The following is a 20,607-nucleotide window of genomic DNA, read 5'->3' as shown; positions in this document are numbered from 1 at the left end:
TACCTTAAAGCCAGCTCATAGAGCTGGCTTTTTTCATCATTGGTCAACTGTTATTTTTAGTCAATGAAAACGCTCTCATTTCGTTTTCCCTTCACATATCTTGCTCAGTCAGCCTATGAGCTCAATCGCTTTAGATACGATGATTAAATGATAATGGATAAACCGCTCGATTCTACTGGAGTAGTCAATTTAAATACTGAGGATACAAAAAATCCCGCCATTTAGACGGGATTAGTCATTGTTAATTCAAGTCGTTAGCCTTGAATACCAACTATCAACCATGGTGCATTCGACACGGTCAGGTCACGTTCTAGGTGCCAGATATCTTTGATATCATCTTCAACACCTTCAGCTGTATCACGGTATCGACCAGTAAACTGTAAGCTGAGTTGAGCCTTGCTGGCATCATGATCCGCTCTAACGATTTCAGCATCAACATACATTACATCAGTATGCTGCTCACCATTAAGTTTAGCACGCTCCGATTTCAGGTCATCAAAAAGGCTTGGTGACACATACTCTTGGATAGTTTCGAGTTGGTTATGGTTCCAAGCGCCTTGCAAAGTACGGTAGTGCTCTCGCGAACCATTAATAAATGCAGTTTGGTCAAAACCTGGAGGAAAGTTGTGCGGTACATCACTTGTTGGTGCACCGAAACCACCTGTAGGAGCATTGGTAGACGGCTCAAAGTTTTGCGTATTAGGTTGCTCAAACTTAGAGGTGTTACCACCAAACACAGGCTGTTGACGATGCTGATTCATACTGCCCTGCTTTGCTCCCAGTAGCCCTTTCATCAGTTTAAAGATCACAAACGCGATCAAGCCAATGATCAAAATATCCATAAATTGGACACCTTCAAAAGCACCACCAAAGAACGCAGCAAGAAGACCACCAGCAAGAAGACCACCAAGCAAACCGCCCATTAGACCTTTTTTGCTGGGTGATTTTTTGGTTTGTTCTTTTCCTACGGTATTGGTGTTGTTTTGCTGTTGCTTAGGCGCAGGAGCGGTTTTGTAGCTTTTACCAAATGATTTACCACCACCAAACTTCTTTGCTTCCGCAATAGGAGTTATAGCAACGGTAAACATCAGCAAGGCGACAATCGAAAATAAACGTTTCATTGTTATCCTTATAATCGTTGTGGGTACATATTATACTGCTACTATTAGAAATTGTTTCTCCCTATCATAGTAGCACGCTAAAGTAAGCCGTTCCTTAATGATACTCTGTCGGATAGAACAATGAAACCTTACAAGATTAAAGACATGTATCAGAATATTGCGACATGAAGGCATGACATCAGCTTTGTTTTATTGACGATTTTTACGTAGCTGACTATCATATTGAACGTTGTTCAATAAGTAATTTTATAATATGGCTCGCAGAAACGATCACACACGAGAAGAATTAATAAAACTCACATTAATTACCGTCAAAAATTTTTTATCTGAACACTCTTATCATGAGTTGAGTCTACGTAAAGTTGCCAACATGATCGGCTACGTTCCCAGCACATTGGTCAATGTATTTGGTAATTACAACTTGCTACTCCTTCACGTAGTGGCACAAACTATCGATGAATTACAGGCTGAGTCGTTCGAAGCAATCAACAAAAGTACAGACATCCGTCAAACATTATTCGAATTGGCGTTTTGCTACCACAACTTTGCTCAACGTCATCCATACCGTTGGCAGTTGGTTTTTGAACATGACATGAACGGTGCCGAACTTCCACAATGGCATGCCAAAAGAATTAATGATATGACCGGAATGTTAGAATCGCTACTTGCACAACTTGCCCCCAATAAGAGCGCCCCTGAAATACTTCAAGCCAGCCGCGTTCTGTGGTCAGGTGTACATGGTATTACTCTTCTCAGTGTGGACGATAAGTTTTTCACCGATACTCCTATAGACGGCAAAGAGCTAATTAATAATCTATTATCTAACTACCTGAATAGCTGGCAATAAAGGATTAATGATGTCATCAGGCAGCCAAAAGTCGTTATTGACGCAACGAAAGTTCCTTCCCTATTTTGTTACCCAATTTTTTGGAGCTTTCAATGATAATATCTTCAAAAACGTGTTACTGCTTTTTGTCGCCTTCGCTGGCTCGCAACATTTACCTATCTCCAGCAACCTGTTCGTTAATTTAGCTGCGGGCTTATTTATACTTCCTTTCTTTCTCTTTTCCGCTTCGGCAGGAGTTTTAGCGGATAAATATGAAAAGTCATGGTTTATCCGCAAAGTGAAACTCTTTGAAATCGCCATCATGCTTCTCGGAGCCATTGGCTTTATTACAGAAAGCTATAGCGTCTTATTACTCATTTTGTTTTTGATGGGCACACAATCCGCCTTTTTTGGCCCAGTAAAGTATGCGTTTCTACCTCAAAAGCTCTGTGAAAAAGAGTTGCTGCCCGGGAATGCATTGGTTGAGTCCGGCACCTTCATCGCCATCCTTATTGGTACACTTGGTGCTGGAGTTATCGCTTCAGCACCCAATGCACAATACCTTGCTGCAGGCTGCGTCCTCGTATTTGCTATTCTAGGATATTTATCCAGCCGATTTATTCCTAAAGCACCTGCTGACGCACCTGAATTGAATTTCAAATGGCGTCCTTACCAACAAACTAAACAAACGTTATCGATAGCCAAATCTGACCGTACTATCTTTCAGTGTATCTTAGCTATTAGCTGGTTTTGGTTTCTAGGTGCTGCCTATCTGACTCAATTTCCAAACTTCACCAAACTGCACCTACATGGTGGTGAAAGTGCGGTATCTTTTCTCCTTGCACTATTTTCCATTGGTATTGCTGTCGGCTCGCAGGCATGTAATAAATTATCAAATCAACGCATTGAGATTGGTATTGTCCCCATTGGCGCTCTGGGTATCACCATCTTTGGTCTGTTGATGGCGACAACAATCCCCGACGACCTTCCTAAATTTGACTCTTTTACTCAATTTGTTAGCCATGATGCACTGTGGCCATTATTCTTTTATTTATTAATGATTGGTGCTTCTGGGGGGTTATTTATTGTTCCTCTCTATGCCTTGATGCAGCATCGCGCCAAAGTATCTCAACGAGCACAAGTCATCGCTGGGTTAAATATCTTTAACTCACTATTTATGGTCGGTAGCGCTGTACTGGGTATTGTTTGCCTAAGCCTTCTGGAAATGAGCATCCCTCAGTTATTCACTCTGTTAGCGATACTCAACATGCTCGTCGTGGTCTACCTTTTTTTCCAAATCCCAATCATTATATTTCGCTTTATTGTTTGGATACTCACACACAGTTGTTACCGAGTGAAACACAAAAACCTCAAATATCTGCCTGAAAATGGTGGCGCTTTGCTTGTGTGTAACCACGTCAGTTATCTCGATGCCTTATTATTAAGCGCAGTTTGCCCGAGGTTGATTCGCTTTGTTATGGAAGAAGATTACGCAAATTTACCACCTTTAAGACGCTTTCTCCGCCGAGCTGGCGTGATCCCAATTTCTGCAGATAATCGAACTTCAATTAGACGAGCCTTCAGCGAAGTTGAAAAAGCGCTGAGTGAGGGCCATCTGGTCTGTATTTTCCCTGAGGGAAGATTGACCAGCGATGGTGAAATGAACGAGTTTATGCGTGGTATTGATATTATTCTTCGTCGAAGTCCTGTCCCAGTGATTCCAGTTGCGCTCAAAGGCTTGTGGGGAAGTTATTTCAGCCGAGTAAAAGGCCGAGCGTGCAAAGGCCTCCCTTCTCGTTTTTGGTCCAAACTGGAAGTTGAGGCAGGCCCACCTGTCAACCCTGAACAAGCAACCGCTAAAACCATGTTTGACAAAGTTCTTGTCCTCAGAGGTGACTGGCGATGAAATAAGGGTGTATGAGTTCGGGAAGGAATTAGTATTTCATCCTCTCTATGTGATGCGATATACTGCTATTGAGTATTCACCACTATAACTGTCATCTTTTGAAACTATTACCCTTTTTAAAAGCCAAACATGCTTTATTTTGGCTCGCGTTGTTGTTTTGCTTATTGCCCTTTATCTCGTCCCCTATTGCGTTAACATTAGGATTTCTCTTAGCAAGTTTTGGGTTCGTTCCCAAGGATCTTCCTATCGCCTCTTGGACCAAGAAACTCCTGTCTTATTCAATTATCGGCTTGGGCTTTGGAATCCATTTCGAACAAGCGCTTGCCGCTACAACCGATGGGATTGGTTTGATTATTGCGACTATATTAGGCACTTTGACACTCGGGATGATGTTAGCAAAAGCGATAAAGCTTGAACAAAAGACAGCCTATTTAATCGCCTCAGGTACTGCTATTTGTGGTGGAAGCGCGATCGCCGCCGTTGCACCAGCTATAAAAGCTAAAGATGAACAAATTGGGCTCGCACTCGTGACGGTATTTGTCCTAAATTCCCTTGCCCTTTTTATTTTCCCGGTGATTGGTCATGCTCTAGGTTTAGATCAGCATACGTTTGGTACGTGGGCTGCCATTGCGATCCATGATACCTCTTCTGTGGTGGGTGCTGCATCAAGCTATGGGGAAGAAGCCCTGATTACAGCGACCACACTCAAGCTAGCACGAGCATTATGGATTATTCCTGTTGCTTTAATCAGCGCTGTAATATTTTCTCGAATTAATAAACAGCAAGGCGAACGCAAACAAGTTATTCCTTATTTTATCTTTTGGTACTGTGTCGCCATTGCCGTCAGCGATGTTTTGCCTCAATTTGAGATCGTTTATCAAACTATTTTTGCTATTGCTAAAAAGACATTAGTTGTGTGCTTGTTTTTGATTGGGAGCAGTATTTCCATTTCTAAGCTGAAGTCTGCCGGGGCCAAGCCCATGATGTTTGGTATGACTTTATGGATTCTTATTTCTGCCACTTCACTTGTTTGGTTAGTACTCAAATAAAGAGGGGAGAGCATGCTCTGGTAAACTAAATGGCCTAACGATTAACGAGGTTTGTTACAATCTAAGGTAATTTTTCTCATTGAAGCGTCATGTCTATGGACTAGAACCCAAATAATGGCGACAAGAAAAGCGGTAAATTCCGCCAATGCTCGCATTAGGCCATCACTGTTGACAGCGAAAATAATTTGTAAGACAACCACTACCGCCAGAGCATACTTAACCATCCAAATCCCTATGAATTACTCACCAAGCCATGCCAGTGATTATGATTCAACTCGATTAAGATACGAAATTCCCTTTTCGACTAATTCATTGCAAAATCAACTATACCAAAACACTTTCACCTTGATAGAGAATCAAAAAAGAGAAATCAACGAGACGGATAGACGGTTTTTATCCAATTTTTCACAGTTTGTCTTGAGACTTTTATCCCACTAGTAATTACTTCAGGCGGCATCAGATAGTACCGAACTGGCCATTTAAATTTTTGCAGCCTCTGCTCTAGGCATTGGTTATATTGTGAAACTGATAAAAGCGTATCAGTCTGCAAAACAGCGACTGAACGATGACCAAATTCTATGTCTGGCACTGGAACCACAATCGCTTGAATCACACCCTCCATCTGGTTTAGTACGGCTTCAATTTCTTCACAGTGGATATTTTCTCCGCCAGAGATAAACTGATTGTCTGCTCGGCCAATAATACTCAGTTCACCATTCTGCCATTGACCAAGATCTTTACTGTCAAACCACCCTTCTCGATCCACCAGCTTCGACAATTTGCCCTGATAAAAATAGCCTGCTGCTAAAGTTTTTCCTCCAATTAAGATCCGCTGATCTTTCAATTGAATTTTGCGATGGGCAAGAGGTCGTCCTACCGTTGTCACTTGATCAACTTGCTTCGCTGTCACCGTTGAAGCGGCTTCTGTCAATCCATAGCCAATCCAGGTTTCAATGCCATTCGCCTGTGCTTGTAGTGCTAATTCTTGAGGAATATGGCTTCCACCCAGGAGAACATGAGTCAATTCAAGCGTTCGTTCTGAAACCAAAAGACGCTTTAGCTGAGTCACCACCAAAGAGGCATGGGAGACACCTTGAATGTCTTCTTCAAGCTTACCCAGGCCAATTTTTAAAATGGCTCCAGCCAATAACCAGCGATAAATAATGGCTAAGCCAGAAACATGATACAAAGGCAAAGAGAGTAACCATGTGTCTTGATGACCAAACTGGATCACTTCAAGCAGACCTTGCGCGGAAGCAAAGTGTTGGCTATGTCGATGAGCGACTGCTTTGGGAGAACCCGTCGAACCCGACGTAAATAGAATTGAAGCCAATGCGTGAAGCTGATATTGAATTGAACAATGAGCTTGATAAGAACTTTGAAACGAACTCGCTTGTCCCCTCTCCTTAGGCAGCGTTAACACCTTGGCATCCAGCAATAATCGCTGCTGAGCTGAGTAGGTACTTCCCACATCGTCAGCAAACCAAATAAAGCGCTTTTGATCGGCGCGATATATTGACTGACACTTTTCTTGCAATGCCTGAAAAGGCTGCGGCATCGTTAACACGACAATCGTGCCCATCAGCTGAGCAGCCAGATAAAGCCAAAGTGTTTCAGGTTGGTTCTTACCCACTAATAGAATGACATCCCTTTTTTGAATGCCTTGCTGACTCAGAGCGTAAGCATAGTCATCCACCTTCAGTGAGAGTGCTTGCCAAGTCAGTGACTGCCCACCGACTTTAACTGCAACCGAGTCGGATTTGTGCTTAGCCCAAAAACGCCAAGGAGCTTCATTACAACAAGACGAGTCTAAGCGGAGCACCACACTAATTCCTGCTCATCAAGAGAGGCAATAGGTAAATCTGATGTTGGCCAGCCAGTTTCAAGTTGAGATTGATATAAACTGATGGTATCCAACCCTGGTAATTCGTAAGGCAATTGCCACTGAGCAAATCGAGCAAGTTGATTTAAGCCAAAGCTTGATTCAAGGCTAGAGCTAATTACCGCCTTAATACCTAACGATTTGGCTTTTTCAATCAGTTGAATACAGAAATCTACATGGCCAATGAGCGTCGGTTTAATAATTATGGTTTTGACGCCCGTAAGATCTTCAAGGTTGAAGTCTTTACATCGAATCGCTTCTTGCAATGTTTCATCCCAAGCAATAGCAATCCCTGTATTAATAGCAAAGGATAAGCTGTCACCAGGAGAAAAACAGGGCTCTTCGACATACGTAATACGATGCCGCAATGAAGGAGCAATATATTTGGCAAATTGCTGCGCTTTATCAAAGGTCCATGAACGATTAGCATCCAAGCGCAGTTGTAACTGAGGCACCGATTCTAAAAACAAATTAACCAGCATACCATCACGAATCGGTTCATAGAGGCCGACTTTGACCTTCGCGACTTTTTCCCCTTCCATGGTATTCAATTTGGCTATCAGTTCGTCTGGATCCCCTGTACACAACGGGGCACATTGGTATTTCCCACTCCTTGGCAAACTACCTTGTAGCTCTAATAATGCCATAGATAAACCAAATCCTACCGATGGATACATATGGTCATACTCAAGTGGAAAACGAGCGATCCACTTCTCTGCCTGTTCTTGCAACTGAATCCCTGCTTGCTCTGTGCTTTCAAGACTAAAACCAGGCAAAGGCGCAATTTCCCCCCGGCCAATTCTGTTTTTTTCAGAAAGCTCGATGATAAAACCAACTCGTTCCACAAGCTTTTCTTCTCTGAGTATGACACCGCTGTCCATTGGTAAGTGATAACGGTATATCTTTACTTTACGCATCATTTAATAGCCATATGTTTTACCCAAGCAATTTGAACTCAGGTCATCACTTTCTTACAAAGCTAGTAACGATTTGAACATTCAACAACTCATAAAAACGAAGGAGCACTATCGCTCCTTCATTTGTCACTCATGGATTGCGGGGAAATTTATTAAAGTCTGGACGACGCTTTTCATTAAATGCATTACGTCCTTCTTGGCCTTCATCAGTCATATAGAACATCATCGTGGCATTACCTGCTAACTCTTGTAATCCTGCTTGCCCATCGCAGTCAGCATTCAATGCGGCTTTTAAGCAACGTAAAGCCATTGGGCTATGTTGTAATACCTCACGACACCATCGAACGGTTTCTTTCTCAAGGGCTTCAAGTGGCACAACAGTGTTAACTAAACCCATTTCTAGTGCCTCTTGAGCATCGTAGAATCGACAAAGGAACCATATTTCACGTGCTTTCTTTTGACCTACAATTCGTGCCATATAAGATGCGCCCCATCCACCATCAAAAGATCCGACTTTAGGTCCAGTTTGACCAAATTGTGCATTTTCTGCTGCAATGGTTAAATCACACATCATATGTAATACGTGCCCTCCTCCGACAGCCCAGCCAGCTACAGAAGCAATGACAGGTTTTGGACACGTTCTGATATCTCTCTGAAAATCAAGTACATTTAGATGATGTGTCCCTTGTTCATCCTGATAACCACCGTAATCACCGCGAATTTTCTGATCACCACCAGAACAGAAAGCATCTTCACCAAATCCCGTAAGAATAATAGCACCGATAGTAGAATCATACCTTGCGTCAGCCAAGGCATTAATCATTTCATTCACGGTTTGAGGACGAAATGCATTACGCACCTGAGGACGAGCAATAGTGATTTTAGCGATACCATCGAGAGATTTTTGGTAATGAATGTCTTCATACTGTTCACTAAAGTCCATCCATTCTACTGGTGCATAAAGCTCGTTTTCCGAAATGCCGACTGTTTTAGCCATCGTATTTTCCCATTATTTTGTTTGAATTCACACAATATAAGCATGGATAATCTGATTGACATACCTCGAAAATAAATCTGGTTGTTCTTGATGAACATTGTGGCCTGATTGCTCAAATCGATGATAGTTTAATCCACTTTTCTCTGCCATCTGACTAAATTTTTTGTCTTTCTCGCCACAAATATAATATAGAGGCACATTCTGTTGTTGCAGAGCTGGCAACAGATATGATTGCTTAGCCAACGACGTTGCAACAAGCATATTAGCAACTGAAGCACCTATATTAACACTTCGCTTAGTAACGAGAATTTGTCTTTGATCATTGTTTAGTGAAGAAAATACCGATTGTTGGTACCAATCATTTAAAACCCATTCAATTGGCTCTGTGTTAAAACGACTTGCCCATTTCTCATCATGAATCAATCGTAATTTTTTCTCCGACTGGTGCTTTAAACCAAAGTTACCTCCCTCAATAAAAGCCGCTCTAATATTCAAATTAGAAAGTATCTGATTAGCCAATGCATGCATTAGTATTCGTGCTCCCATTGAATAAGCAATCAAGACTAATGGCTGCTGGCCAGAAACCAGTGACGACAAGGTGGTGTAAAGTAACTCACTGCAATGTGTCAAATTGTGACATACCACCGATTTACTTTGACCATGCCCAGGAAGATCAACCACTATTTGTTCATAGCGTGAAAACCTTGGTAGGCATTCTTCCCAATCTTTTCCTGAGCCGAGAAATCCATGCAAAAAAACTAATATAGGTTTGTTGGTTTTAGCGCCTAATGAATGATTTAACGCTCGTTCAGAGCGTCGTTCAAAATAAAGCATGTAATCTGGTATTGACTGTTTGCAGTTGTGTTGATGCTTGATCGGCGGGCGTTTGCACCTCGACCAGTAACACACCTTGGCCAAAAGCAAGGTGCGCATCAACCATAGATTGATATTCCATCATTGAACCAGGTTGCGCATAACGTAATCCAAACTGCTTCGCGGCAGATTCAAAGGTGTAGCCATGTGGCATTTGATAATAGGTTTCTCGGTGCTCCTCTGGTACCGGAAGTAAGCTAAAGATCGCGCCGCCATCATTGTTAGTAATGACGATAACCGTAGCAAGATCACTGTGACTGAATAACGCCAGTGAATTAAGCCCATACAAGGCTGATGTATCACCGATAAACATCAACAAAGGCTTTTGACGAGCACGCTGAACACCATTTGCCGTGGCAAAGACCCCATCAATCCCTGAAGCACCTCGGTTGGTGAAGACTTCAACCTGATTCGAATAACCAAACATATCGACCAAGCGCACAAATAAACTATTACCAATAAACAGATCGGTATTTGGCGCGTTATTGAGACGTGATGAGAGATCCATCGCTAAGGCAATTTCACTTAACTCTTGCCGTGCTTCACAACGCCACTGCCTTAAAAGTGGCAAAAGCCTATCTTGCAACTGTAAAGCCAGTGGATCAGCCCAGCCGGAATAATGAGAAAGACAATGGGATGTACGCTGCACCCAAGTGCTAGGCTGCTCAACCCAATGAGATTGTGGTAAATGATTGGGATTATCTCTATCTAGGCGAGAAGAAACATACCAATAAGAAACATCACGGCAATTTTGGTTATATAAAACGTGTTGAGCAATCCAGTAAGTCAATCGCTTAGAAATAATACGGCTACCAAATTGCACCACTAAATCACAATCATCAAGCTGTTGAGCAAATCCAGAGCACTGAAGCCATAAGTCAAAATGAGCCCAATTGGAACTGACACCACTTTGCGGGTCAGCAAGAACAGGCCACCCCATCGCCTGAGCAAACTCCAACGCGGCCTGAGCTTGTTCTAACGGCAAGCTGCCAATCACAACGAGACCTTTTTTATACGAAAAATCAGGAATATCACATACAGCCCTTGCTTCAAAGCGCTTACAGTACGTTGAGCTGGCTTGTTTCCAATGAGAGACACTGCCAAGATATTCAAAAAAGTCCGCTTTATCATTATCAGAATATAAAGGTTCAGGATACGCACAATTAATATGGACAGCTCCCCCTGAATAACGTTGAGTAAACATAACATCATCAATGGAGGTTAATAACCAATTCAATGATATGGATAATGTCGGGCTTGGTAAATTAAGGCTATTGGATACATGGTGGGAAAAAATGCCTTGCTGATTTATCGCTTGATTAGCACCACAGCCCACCAATTCAACGGGTCTATCTGCCGTCAGAACAACGAGCTTTTCTCCCGTTAACTTAGCTTCTGCAATAGCAGGCAGCAGGTTCGCGACAGCCGTTCCAGATGTCACAATAACCGCAACGGGCTCACCACTGGCTTTCGCTAAACCCAATGCTAAAAAGCCTAATCCGCGTTCATCAAAATGACGGTGGATCGTCACGTTAGTCTTCTGTGCCGCTTCTAGCGTTAATGGTGTGGATCGCGAGCCTGGAGCAATGCAAATATGCTTAACACCGAAACGGCACAATTCTGTCATTAGCGTATCAGACCAGATACGGTTTACTACCACGCTATCAGCTTTCATGGTATTCCCTAGCTGATGTAGATTCTGAAATAAGAGTCAGTAATGTAGACGTTTTTTTCTCTAATTCTGCCCACTCTTGTTCTGCAATAGAACCCGGAACAATACCAGCACCAGCAAATAATTGAACGTTCCCCTCCATGACCAAAGCACTTCTGATTGCCACACAAAATTGTGCAGACTCATGACTAAGATAACCGATGGAGCCCGCATACCAACCACGAGAAAAAGGTTCGTTATTTAAAATAAATTGCATGGAGGATTGACGAGGTAAACCTGCAACTGCTGCCGTTGGCTGTAATGCTGCGAGTAATTGAACACCATTAATTTCGGGCTTCAGCGTGACTTCAATGCGTCGTCTTAGGTGCTGTACTTGCTTTAAGCGAACCAAACTTGGGTTTGACTCGACATCAATAGTCTCGATATAAGGAGATAAACTCTCTACGATATCGTCAACAACATACTGATTTTCTTTTAGGTTTTTAACGTCTTGGGTTAACCAATTTGCAAAAGCACTGTCTTGCGCTGCGTTGTCACCACGACCGACCGTTCCTGCCAACGCTTCAGTCTTCAAAGTACGACCCACACGAGAATAAAGCCGTTCAGGTGTGGAACCAATAAAGCTCTGCTGACGGTTCAAACTGAGTAAGAAATGGAAACTATCATGATTATGTATGGTACTTGACTTCAACAGCTGAGCCGCACTGAGAGAGGAGTCCAATTTGAGAGTAGATTGGCGAGCTAGCACCACTTTTTTAAACTTATGCTGACCAATCTCAGCCAGGGCTTGTTCAACCAATCTTTGCCATTCAAATCGATTAGGAGAATGCTTAATCGAACAAATCGATGTGTTCACCGCTGTCAGCTTTGGCACCTCAGCAATTAGCTGACGTAAATCTTCAATAGTACTCGTATTATCACCTGACAAGTTCACCGCCAGAGACCAACGCCTATGGTGTCGAATCAATTCAATTTTTGGTAAAAAAAACCATGACGACTGATTGAAATTAGCTTGTATTTTTAGACGATCAAACCCACACCCACCCCATACTCTTTGCCCAGAACTAAGTAAATCATAAGCAGGCCCAGGGGCATCGAATATATGATGCTGCCCCAATGCAACCACTTCTTCATAGGCGTTACGTGATTGCCAGTAGAATTTAGGGAATAATGTCTGAGCTTCTAACCAATCAAGTGGTTCAAAGCAAGGATGCTCATCCATGCTCTCAACAATGCGTGATATATCACTGCCTGCTATTTCAATCCGTTGAATTAGAGTATTTACGATCTGATGAAATGATGACAAATTAACCTCTATATTGTGAGGGTAAATAAGTAATATAGCTTACTCTAATTTTAGACCTTACAAAAATCAAGGTTACTTGGCATTTTTTGTAAAACGCTTTTTTAAGAGCGAATAAAATATAGACACTAGAAGGATAATTTGTAGATTTTTATTCTAAAAATATTGAATCTACGGTACGTTAAGAAAGATATAAATGAATATTTAGGAATCGACCAATGGAAAATATCGGGATGTCGTCCAAACTCGACAATGTCTGCTACGACATTAGGGGGCCTGTACTTAAACATGCTAAACGTATGGAAGAAGAAGGGCATAAAATCCTAAAGCTAAATATTGGTAATCCAGCCCCTTTTGGCTTTGACGCTCCAGATGAGATTCTCGTCGATGTAATTCGCAACTTGCCAACGTCTCAAGGTTACTGTGACTCCAAAGGTATTTACTCAGCACGTAAAGCTGTCGTACAACATTACCAGCGCAAAGGTCTGCGCTCTCTTGATGTGGAAGACGTCTATATTGGTAATGGCGTTTCCGAGTTGATCGTCATGGCAATGCAAGCACTATTAAATAATGGCGATGAGCTGCTCATTCCTGCTCCCGACTATCCACTTTGGACCGCCTCGGTTGCACTCTCTGGTGGTACCCCTGTCCACTATATTTGTGATGAAAGCTCAGATTGGTATCCAGACCTCGACGATATTAAGAAAAAAATCACGCCCAAAACACGTGGTATTGTTCTGATCAACCCTAACAACCCCACTGGCGCGGTGTACAGCCGAGATTTCTTACTCGAGGTGATTGAGATTGCACGCCAACATAAACTGATCATTTTCGCCGATGAGATTTATGACAAAGTACTTTACGATGGCGCAACTCACACTTCTATAGCAACGCTCACTGAAGACGTCTTGGTCGTTACTTTTAATGGCCTGTCTAAAGCATATCGTGTTTGTGGCTTCCGTGGTGGCTGGATGTTCCTTACGGGTCCAAAGCATCAAGCACAAGGCTATATCAGCGGTCTAGAATTGCTCTCTTCAATGCGTTTGTGTGCCAATGTTCCAATGCAGCATGCGATTCAAACCGCTCTTGGGGGCTACCAAAGTATCAATGAATTAATTTTACCCGGTGGACGTTTGCTCGAACAACGTAACCGAGCTTATGAGCTGATCACTCAGATTCCTGGTATTTCATGTGTAAAACCTAAGGGAGCGATGTATCTGTTCCCTAAAATTGATACAAAAATGTACAATATCAAAGATGATCAGCAGATGATCTTAGACTTTTTAAAACAAGAAAAAGTGCTCTTAGTTCAAGGCTCTGGCTTTAATTGGCCAAAACCAGACCACTTCCGTATCGTGACCTTACCACATGTCGAAGACTTAGAAGTGGCGATTGGTCGATTCGAACGTTTCTTATCGACTTACCGTCAGTAGTAATCAAGCCCGATCTTTCATATGCTTATAGGGACTCAACTTGAGTCCCTTTTTTAATTACTCGTTGAGACGATTAAGCCACATAAACACATACTGCGGCGATTTAAAGTCATGAATGAGAGTTGGAGGTAACATGAAAGAAAGTCACTTTTTTGCACATTTAGCCAGAATGAAGCTTATCCAACGTTGGCCATTAATGCGCTCCGTTTCCTCAGAAAATGTATCTGAGCATAGCTTACAAGTTGCGTTTGTTGCACATGCTCTCGCCCTAATCAAAAATAAAAAATTTGGCGGCAACTTAAACCCAGAGCGTATTGCCCTCCTAGCTATGTACCATGATTCAAGCGAAGTATTGACTGGCGATATGCCCACTCCAATCAAGTACTACAATCCAGACATAGCAAAAGAGTACAAAAAAATAGAATCTGCTGCAGAGCAAAAACTACTATCGATGCTCCCAGAAGAATTTCAGCAAGATTTCGAGCCTTATCTCTTATCAGATTCTTCTCATCCAGATGATGCCAAAATAGTGAAACAAGCCGACTCCATTTGTGCTTATCTGAAGTGTCTTGAAGAACTCAGTACCGGTAATCACGAGTTTGCTTTGGCCAAAAAACGACTTGATGTGACTTTAGAGCAAGGTAAAACCCCTGAAATGACCTACTTCTTGCTGACCTTTGCATCAAGTTTTGAGCTTTCCCTCGATGAAATCAGTTAAAGAGCGTTGACTTTTCCTAAGGGTTTAGAAATGTTCGACTATCAATAGTGAATAATCCAAAGTCAAAAATCAGATATTATTTAAGTACTGGAGAGTAACGTGTCGTTTGAATTAGAACCCGCATGGCTGGAGCGCCATGATGATGAACACAAAATTCGCCGTGACGATCATCGCAGTCCATTCCAGAGAGACCGCGCGAGGATCCTTCATTCTGCGGCTTTTCGTCGTTTACAAGCCAAAACCCAAGTTCATGGTAATAGCTTGGAAGACTTCCATCGTTCACGCTTGACTCACTCTTTAGAAGCGGCACAACTTGGGACGGGTATTGTCGCCCAATTGAAGAAAAAACAGCCCAATTTTGCTCCTCTATTACCCTCAGACAGCTTAATCGACTCAATCTGCCTTGCCCACGACATTGGGCACCCTCCTTATGGTCATGGTGGTGAAATCGCTCTAAATTACATGATGCGTTCGGATGGTGGTTTTGAGGGCAATGCTCAAACCTTCCGAATTGTGACAAAATTAGAGCCTTATACCGAACACTTTGGCATGAATCTATCACGGCGTACCTTACTTGGCCTAATAAAATACCCTGCCTTACTCAGTCAGACCCGAGCAGTTCATCAGCCCAAACCTGTTGAACACCAACGCCAGTTGAAAGCCAAAGATTGGAGCCCTGCCAAGGGTATCTACGACTGTGATAAAGCTCTATTTGATTGGGTCACCGAACCTCTGTCTCATAATGACCAAACGTTACTTGGCCAGATGCGCCAAAGCTCCGATGACCTCGTGAAGCACCATAAGACACGCTTTAAATCTTTAGATTGCTCAATTATGGAACTGGCTGATGACATTGCTTATGGTGTCCATGATTTAGAAGATGCGATTGTTTTAGGCATGGTTACCCAGCAACAATGGCAAGAGGGCGCAGCGTCGAAGCTAGCCTGCTGTGGTGATGTATGGTTTGAAACGCATTGCGACTCTCTTGGCGCAATGTTATTCAGTGGCCAACATCACCAACGGAAGGATGCCATTGGTGGGATGGTGAATGCGTTACTCACTAGTATTTCTATTCAACCAACGTCAGCCAACTTTGATAGCCCAATGGTGTCTTGGAACGCTCAGTTGTCTCCGGCCATGAACAAAGCCCTCGATATTCTGAAACACTTTGTAAACCAGTACGTTATCCAAGTTCATCCTGTTCAGGTTATGGAGTATAAAGGACAGCAGATCATCATGGATTTATTTGAAGCACTCAGTGCGGACCCTGAACGTTTATTACCTGAACAAACACAACAAACCTGGCAACAGGCAAATGATAAAAGCCAAAAAATGCGAGTGATTGCTGACTATATTTCCTCGATGACTGATGGTCATGCCCAAAGATTTCATCGTCAGTTATTTTCTTCCATCATTTTATAATCACAGTTTTACAGCAATAGTTTCGTAGAAACTGTTTTATTACAAAAGCTTTATAAGCACGGCTGGACATACTTAGGCTGAGTATTAAACGGCCATTTTCACAAACTCTTCAATAATGGTTATTTGAGTATTGATACCCAAATAACCTCAAAGTGCTGTGTTCAGCGAGATAACCTTAGCTCTCAGGCGCGGCGATGATTCGAAGATATCTTGGTTCTACATTGGAGAATCGTTAACAAATAACGTTAACCTTTGAGATAATTACGCTCAAAAACACCTGGTGGCATTTGAGAGATTTGAAATTCAATCATTTTTTCGAAGGCATTCATTAATGGCGAAAAATCCTGATTAGGCTCAAGCAGACACAATGCATGATAGCCCGCCTCTACGGTAGAAAGACTATTTTCTGTCGGTGCTTTACGAATCGTATAATGGCCTTTCAAATCAACAGGCAACCCAACCGTCGGAATGGAATGTAAATTGGTTGAAAGCTGCCACATTTTATAGGCTTTCTTCCATGTGCCATCTAATAAGATTAAGCGCACTTTTTTGTTTGCTGTCTTTTTCGTTTGATTCCATTGCGAGAGGCAAATTGATCTTTCCGATGGGTATAAAATCATATGCTGATAATCCGAGTCTGCTAATAACACGTTCAGCACCGAATCATCAGAAAAATCTTCTCCCACTATGCAGGTACAATGATTTAAACTTAGGTTTAAGATCCTTGCGGTACCAAGTGGCCGGTTTTCTTCACTGATATGCTGAAGAATGATAAGTTCCACCTGATTAGCAAGGGGGACAATCCACTGACAAATACACGACTTATGTGATTTGCCACATTGAGAACAATAACGAGACATTAAGTGAGCCTTTATATTGTGCTGAGCCTACTCAGCGTTATCTGCTTAATACTGCAATTTGAACCCATGACAAGCTGGAGTGAATGGCACCTTGATCACATCCATCATGGAGAGTGGTGGCGAATCGTAACAGGAAACCTCACCCATACCAACCTCGCCCACTTGGCAGTAAACATCGCTGCACTTTGGGTAATTGCGTTTTTCTTTCGGCCAACCTCGCGTAATTTTACCATAGCTTTCATCACGCTTTGTGCCATTGTTGGATTTTTTAATTTGTTCACCACTTTATCTATCTATGTTGGCTTATCAGGGGTTCTACACGGATTATTTGGTTACTGGGCGTTAAAAGAAGTGTTTGCTGGTAGAAAAAGCAGTATTTTTCTAGTTGGAGCACTCATTGCCAAAGTGGCATGGGAACAATGCTTTGGCCCGTCAGTCAGTACCACCGAACTCATCAGTGCTGATGTGGCTATTGAGGCGCACTTATCCGGTGCGATGGGTGGATTGGGTATGGCTTTGCTAGAAAAAGTCACACGCCGCCATATTTTTGGTTAAAAAGTATTGGTTAAAAGAAAAAATACCCAAGCCCCTATAAAGCTCCCATGAAAGAGGCTTTAAAGTACCCTTGGGTATGTTACTCATCAAGTCTATCTATAATAGACAAAGATTAAAGAAGGATTCGCCCTTCGTTTTTCTTGATCGTCGCTGCACCGATACCTTTCACATTGGTCAGATCCGCTGCAGCTTTAAAAGGCCCAAACTCATTGCGATAATCAACAATCTCCTGAGCTTTCTTTTCACCAATACCTTTTAATAGAGTGGCAATTTCTTCCGCAGATGCTGTATTTACATTTACGGTAATCTCAATACCTTCGTACTTACCATTATTAGGCGCTGTCGAATTACCTTCGCTTTCAGCAGCAAGTCCCATTGATGAAAAGAAGGCTACGCATGCCATTAATATCCATTTCATTTCAAAAAGCTTCCTTTGAGTAGTTGACTATAAGTCATTGAATTAAAATATTTCCTGTTCATGTCATCTTCAATCTATGTTTCGGCCAATCTAAGAAAGAGAAAGGCATAAAAACCTGCATAAATGACAAAGATTACTCTAAGTACACCTTACTAAAGGTAAAAGTGATTTGAGATAGAAATGAAACGGGCCGCGAATGCGGCCCGTCTTATTAAACATCTTAATTACATAGTTAATGACTAGTTGCTCACAGCGTAGTAAACAATGTCTGTATTTCCACGTAACGCATTGATGATTGAGGATAGATCTTGTTGAGAAGAAGTACGTTGCATTTGTATTGCCACTTGCTCTTCTAGAGCAGTGTCTAGTTTTGCTTTCACTTCATCAAGCTGGATAATAACAACGTTACCCGTCATATCTTTCGTTTGACCGTAAACTGGCTTACCGTCAACAGGCTTCGGCATGGCAAATACCGCTTGTGCTAAAGGTGCACGACGATCAACTGATTCAATGTCTCCGAAAGCCAGTTTATTGGCTGCGAGTACGGCTTCATCACCTTGTTTAAGACCATCAACAACTTTAGTTGCCAATGCCGCTGCTTCTTTTTCCGCTTTATCACGAGATAGATCGGCAACAACCTGCGCTTTCACTTCTTCAAGAGGTAAAACTGTTTCAGGACGAACATCTTCCACTCGAACAACAACAATGTGCTCTGGTGATACTTCGATAGCTTCTGAGTTGAGACCATCTTCTTTAACTTCTGGACTCATAATCGCTTGCATGACCGCAGGTGATTTCAGTAGCTCAGGCGCATTCACTTCAGAAATAAAGTCAGTCGTTTGTACTGTTTGTCCAACTTCTTTTGAAGCATCTTCTAGAGAATCTGGGAACTCAAAAGCAACGGTTTCCAGCTTACCTTGTAACTCATAGAATTGATCAATCGCTTGCTGGTCGATGAGCTCTTGTTTAATCTCGGTCTCAACTTCAGAGTAAGGTTTGGTTACTGAATCCTTTAATTCTTCTAGCTTGATGATGTGGAAACCGAAGTCTGATTTGACAAGACCAGATGTCTCTCCCACTTGTTGAAGAGCAAATGCTGCTTCTTCAAATTTAGGATCCATCACATCACGCTCAATGAAGCCAAGATCACCGCCGTTTTCAGCACTGCCAAAGTCATTCGACTTCTCTTTCGCTAAAGTAGCAAAATCAGCACCAGCGTTCAGCTCATCCAAGATTCCTTGAGCTTTTGCTTCGTCTTCGCCTTCAATAAGAATATGAGCAACACGACGCTGTTCTTCCGTCGAGTACTTGTCGAGGTTCTCATCGTAGTACTGTTTCACGTCTTCATCAGAAACATTGATTTGCTTTTTCAATGCCGCCGCTGACAATTCAATGTAAGAAACTTTAACTTGCTCTGGACGAGTAAACTTCTGTGGGTTCTCGGCATAGAAAGTCTGAATCTCTTCATCCGTTAACTTAACATCTTTTGCGTATTTTGCTAAATCGATGGTTATCGTACGGATATCACGAGTTTGTGTATAAAGCTTACCTTCAGCTTGAACTTCACCCGGCAGTGCAAAATCACTTGCTTGTAATGCACTAACTAATTGCTCACGGACAAGTTCACGACGCATATACTCAGCAAATGAATCAGGTGAATAACCCGCTCTACGTAACGTAGCTTGGTAAACCGCTTGGTCAAACTTACCGCTAACTTGAAATTCTGGAAGTTCAAGTATTACATCCCTGACCTGTTGATCACTAATTCGTAGTCCAAGTGCTTCCGCTTGTTGATCAAGTAAAACATTATTGATCAAACGATCCAATACTGACTTACGCAAAGATTCGACGTATTCAGGGTTAGCCAACATTTGCGAGAAGTAGTCTCCCAGCTGTGATTGCATTCGGTTACGTTCATTTTGGTAAGCCATTTCAAACTCACCACGAGCAATCTCTGTGTTACCCACTTTCGCCGCAGCATTGCTGCTACCGCTAACAATGTAACTACCTACACCAGCAAAAACGAAAGATAGAATGATAACTCCAAGGATTATTTTGACTGCGATGCTATTTACGCCTTCGCGTAGTCGATCCATCATAATTAAACGGCTCTCCAAAATTGAAGCTCTTGGCTTCCAATAGAAAATGTATTACTACAATAGTATCAGAAAAAGAAATGCGCATCAGTAAGATGCGCATATTTTAATTCAGTTTGGCTTTAAGTTTTGTCATTTATGCCCAGCACTGGCCATTTGTATCAAGAAGCGCATCATCTATCAGCAAACGAATCTGCTTTTTCTTTGGCGATGCCTAGACAATAAGGTTCACTCATTCCGACAAAAAGCCACCATTGTGATTAATTACAAGCGTCTTTAAGTGCTTTACCTGCTTTAAAAGAAGGAACCTTAGCTTCTGCAATTTGAATCGCTTCACCTGTTTTAGGGTTACGGCCGGTGCGAGCAGCACGAGGACGAACACTGAATGTACCGAAACCAACAAGAGCAACTTGTTCGCCCGATTGCAGTGTGCCTGTCACAGCTTCGATAAATGCGTCTAAAGCACGACTCGCTGAAGCTTTAGAAATATCCGCATTTTCAGCAATTTGTTCTACCAGTTGAGTTTTATTCACGATGTTTCCCCTTTCCGTCACCTATG

The 20,607-nt window shown here is 42.3% G+C and carries 19 protein-coding genes; 7 read left to right on the top strand and 12 right to left on the bottom strand.

All coding sequences use genetic code 11. From position 1 onward, the window contains the following. Positions 1–254 precede the first annotated feature (254 nt). On the bottom strand, positions 255–1,121 hold the full coding sequence (locus tag VSA01S_RS04660; protein WP_039979207.1) for a Tim44 domain-containing protein: 867 nt from the start codon (positions 1,119–1,121) through the stop codon (positions 255–257). Between the two features lie 253 nt (positions 1,122–1,374). On the opposite strand from VSA01S_RS04660, the gene VSA01S_RS04655 reads away from it, so the two are divergent. The 3 genes from VSA01S_RS04655 to VSA01S_RS04645 all read left to right on the top strand — a co-directional run bounded on the left by VSA01S_RS04655 (position 1,375) and on the right by VSA01S_RS04645 (position 4,902). Continuing rightward, on the top strand, positions 1,375–1,968 hold the full coding sequence (locus VSA01S_RS04655; RefSeq protein WP_039979208.1) for a TetR/AcrR family transcriptional regulator: 594 nt from the start codon (positions 1,375–1,377) through the stop codon (positions 1,966–1,968). A 10-nt stretch (positions 1,969–1,978) separates the two neighbouring features. Continuing rightward, positions 1,979–3,853 carry an MFS transporter gene (locus tag VSA01S_RS04650; RefSeq protein ID WP_039979209.1) on the top strand — a complete coding sequence of 625 codons (1,875 nt, stop codon included), beginning with the start codon at positions 1,979–1,981 and terminating at the stop codon, positions 3,851–3,853. 98 nt (positions 3,854–3,951) lie between these two features. Further along, entirely contained in the window at positions 3,952–4,902 is a 951-nt protein-coding gene (locus tag VSA01S_RS04645) for a YeiH family protein (RefSeq protein ID WP_083932200.1), read from the top strand. Between the two features lie 41 nt (positions 4,903–4,943). Here VSA01S_RS04645 and VSA01S_RS04640 read toward each other — a convergent pair whose 3' ends face one another. From VSA01S_RS04640 to VSA01S_RS04610, 7 genes are all read right to left on the bottom strand, one after another. Continuing rightward, positions 4,944–5,126 (bottom strand): hypothetical protein, encoded by a 183-nt coding sequence (locus VSA01S_RS04640; protein WP_039979210.1) that lies wholly within the window; start codon positions 5,124–5,126, stop codon positions 4,944–4,946. Between the two features lie 146 nt (positions 5,127–5,272). Further along, on the bottom strand, positions 5,273–6,727 hold the full coding sequence (menE, locus tag VSA01S_RS04635) for an o-succinylbenzoate--CoA ligase (protein WP_050567256.1): 1,455 nt from the start codon (positions 6,725–6,727) through the stop codon (positions 5,273–5,275). Then, on the bottom strand, positions 6,712–7,701 hold the full coding sequence (gene menC / locus VSA01S_RS04630) for an o-succinylbenzoate synthase (protein WP_039979308.1): 990 nt from the start codon (positions 7,699–7,701) through the stop codon (positions 6,712–6,714). Before menC ends, menE begins: the two co-directional genes overlap by 16 nt. A 130-nt stretch (positions 7,702–7,831) precedes the next feature. Continuing rightward, a complete protein-coding gene (gene menB / locus VSA01S_RS04625) occupies positions 7,832–8,698 on the bottom strand; it encodes a 1,4-dihydroxy-2-naphthoyl-CoA synthase (RefSeq protein WP_039979211.1) in 867 nt (288 codons plus the stop codon). Between the two features lie 27 nt (positions 8,699–8,725). Continuing rightward, positions 8,726–9,532 (bottom strand): 2-succinyl-6-hydroxy-2,4-cyclohexadiene-1-carboxylate synthase, encoded by an 807-nt coding sequence (gene menH, locus VSA01S_RS04620; protein ID WP_039979212.1) that lies wholly within the window; start codon positions 9,530–9,532, stop codon positions 8,726–8,728. Beyond that, on the bottom strand, positions 9,519–11,246 hold the full coding sequence (gene menD, locus VSA01S_RS04615; protein ID WP_039979213.1) for a 2-succinyl-5-enolpyruvyl-6-hydroxy-3-cyclohexene-1-carboxylic-acid synthase: 1,728 nt from the start codon (positions 11,244–11,246) through the stop codon (positions 9,519–9,521). The genes menH and menD overlap by 14 nt, the downstream gene beginning before the upstream one ends. After that, on the bottom strand, positions 11,236–12,549 hold the full coding sequence (locus VSA01S_RS04610) for an isochorismate synthase (RefSeq protein ID WP_039979214.1): 1,314 nt from the start codon (positions 12,547–12,549) through the stop codon (positions 11,236–11,238). The genes menD and VSA01S_RS04610 overlap by 11 nt, the downstream gene beginning before the upstream one ends. A gap of 215 nt (positions 12,550–12,764) precedes the next feature. On the opposite strand from VSA01S_RS04610, the gene VSA01S_RS04605 reads away from it, so the two are divergent. The 3 genes from VSA01S_RS04605 to VSA01S_RS04595 all read left to right on the top strand — a co-directional run bounded on the left by VSA01S_RS04605 (position 12,765) and on the right by VSA01S_RS04595 (position 16,119). After that, positions 12,765–13,979, top strand: a complete 1,215-nt coding sequence (locus VSA01S_RS04605; RefSeq protein ID WP_021711184.1) for a pyridoxal phosphate-dependent aminotransferase — start codon at positions 12,765–12,767, stop codon at positions 13,977–13,979. A gap of 133 nt (positions 13,980–14,112) precedes the next feature. Then, positions 14,113–14,697 carry a 5'-deoxynucleotidase gene (gene yfbR, locus VSA01S_RS04600; RefSeq protein WP_039979215.1) on the top strand — a complete coding sequence of 195 codons (585 nt, stop codon included), beginning with the start codon at positions 14,113–14,115 and terminating at the stop codon, positions 14,695–14,697. An 87-nt stretch (positions 14,698–14,784) separates the two neighbouring features. Continuing rightward, a complete protein-coding gene (locus VSA01S_RS04595) occupies positions 14,785–16,119 on the top strand; it encodes an anti-phage deoxyguanosine triphosphatase (RefSeq protein ID WP_174302251.1) in 1,335 nt (444 codons plus the stop codon). Between the two features lie 245 nt (positions 16,120–16,364). On the opposite strand, the gene VSA01S_RS04590 is transcribed toward VSA01S_RS04595, so the two are convergent. Next, complete coding sequence (locus tag VSA01S_RS04590) at positions 16,365–16,979, bottom strand: tRNA-uridine aminocarboxypropyltransferase (protein ID WP_039979217.1); 615 nt, start codon at positions 16,977–16,979, stop codon at positions 16,365–16,367. 3 nt (positions 16,980–16,982) lie between these two features. Between VSA01S_RS04590 and rrtA the strand changes: the two genes are divergently transcribed. Continuing rightward, the gene (gene rrtA / locus VSA01S_RS04585; RefSeq protein ID WP_039979218.1) at positions 16,983–17,534 is read left to right on the top strand and encodes a rhombosortase; all 552 of its coding nucleotides are present in this window, start codon (positions 16,983–16,985) and stop codon (positions 17,532–17,534) included. Positions 17,535–17,646: 112 nt separating this feature from the next. Here rrtA and VSA01S_RS04580 read toward each other — a convergent pair whose 3' ends face one another. The 3 genes from VSA01S_RS04580 to VSA01S_RS04570 all read right to left on the bottom strand — a co-directional run bounded on the left by VSA01S_RS04580 (position 17,647) and on the right by VSA01S_RS04570 (position 20,581). Further along, entirely contained in the window at positions 17,647–17,952 is a 306-nt protein-coding gene (locus VSA01S_RS04580) for a ComEA family DNA-binding protein (protein WP_039979219.1), read from the bottom strand. A gap of 239 nt (positions 17,953–18,191) precedes the next feature. Further along, a complete protein-coding gene (gene ppiD, locus VSA01S_RS04575) occupies positions 18,192–20,051 on the bottom strand; it encodes a peptidylprolyl isomerase (RefSeq protein WP_039979220.1) in 1,860 nt (619 codons plus the stop codon). 257 nt (positions 20,052–20,308) lie between these two features. Next, positions 20,309–20,581, bottom strand: coding sequence for an HU family DNA-binding protein (locus VSA01S_RS04570; protein ID WP_039979221.1), 273 nt, complete (start codon positions 20,579–20,581; stop codon positions 20,309–20,311). Positions 20,582–20,607: the final 26 nt, after the last annotated feature.

Origin of the sequence: Vibrio sagamiensis NBRC 104589, from assembly GCF_007990935.1 — a bacterium.
GTDB classification, from domain to species: domain Bacteria; phylum Pseudomonadota; class Gammaproteobacteria; order Enterobacterales; family Vibrionaceae; genus Vibrio; species Vibrio sagamiensis.
The sequence above is the reverse complement of the archived record's forward strand: the minus strand, read 5'-3'. Positions and strand labels throughout refer to the sequence as shown.

Coding starts and splice junctions, on each gene's coding strand:
- VSA01S_RS04660 (WP_039979207.1), bottom strand. CDS start 1,121: ATGAAACGTTTATTTTCGATTGTCGCCTTGCTGATGTTTACCGTTGCT.
- VSA01S_RS04655 (WP_039979208.1), top strand. CDS start 1,375: ATGGCTCGCAGAAACGATCACACACGAGAAGAATTAATAAAACTCACA.
- VSA01S_RS04650 (WP_039979209.1), top strand. CDS start 1,979: ATGTCATCAGGCAGCCAAAAGTCGTTATTGACGCAACGAAAGTTCCTT.
- VSA01S_RS04640 (WP_039979210.1), bottom strand. CDS start 5,126: ATGGTTAAGTATGCTCTGGCGGTAGTGGTTGTCTTACAAATTATTTTC.
- menC (WP_039979308.1), bottom strand. CDS start 7,701: ATGCGTAAAGTAAAGATATACCGTTATCACTTACCAATGGACAGCGGT.
- menB (WP_039979211.1), bottom strand. CDS start 8,698: ATGGCTAAAACAGTCGGCATTTCGGAAAACGAGCTTTATGCACCAGTA.
- menH (WP_039979212.1), bottom strand. CDS start 9,532: ATGCTTTATTTTGAACGACGCTCTGAACGAGCGTTAAATCATTCATTA.
- menD (WP_039979213.1), bottom strand. CDS start 11,246: ATGAAAGCTGATAGCGTGGTAGTAAACCGTATCTGGTCTGATACGCTA.
- VSA01S_RS04605 (WP_021711184.1), top strand. CDS start 12,765: ATGGAAAATATCGGGATGTCGTCCAAACTCGACAATGTCTGCTACGAC.
- yfbR (WP_039979215.1), top strand. CDS start 14,113: ATGAAAGAAAGTCACTTTTTTGCACATTTAGCCAGAATGAAGCTTATC.
- VSA01S_RS04590 (WP_039979217.1), bottom strand. CDS start 16,979: ATGTCTCGTTATTGTTCTCAATGTGGCAAATCACATAAGTCGTGTATT.
- VSA01S_RS04580 (WP_039979219.1), bottom strand. CDS start 17,952: ATGAAATGGATATTAATGGCATGCGTAGCCTTCTTTTCATCAATGGGA.
- ppiD (WP_039979220.1), bottom strand. CDS start 20,051: ATGATGGATCGACTACGCGAAGGCGTAAATAGCATCGCAGTCAAAATA.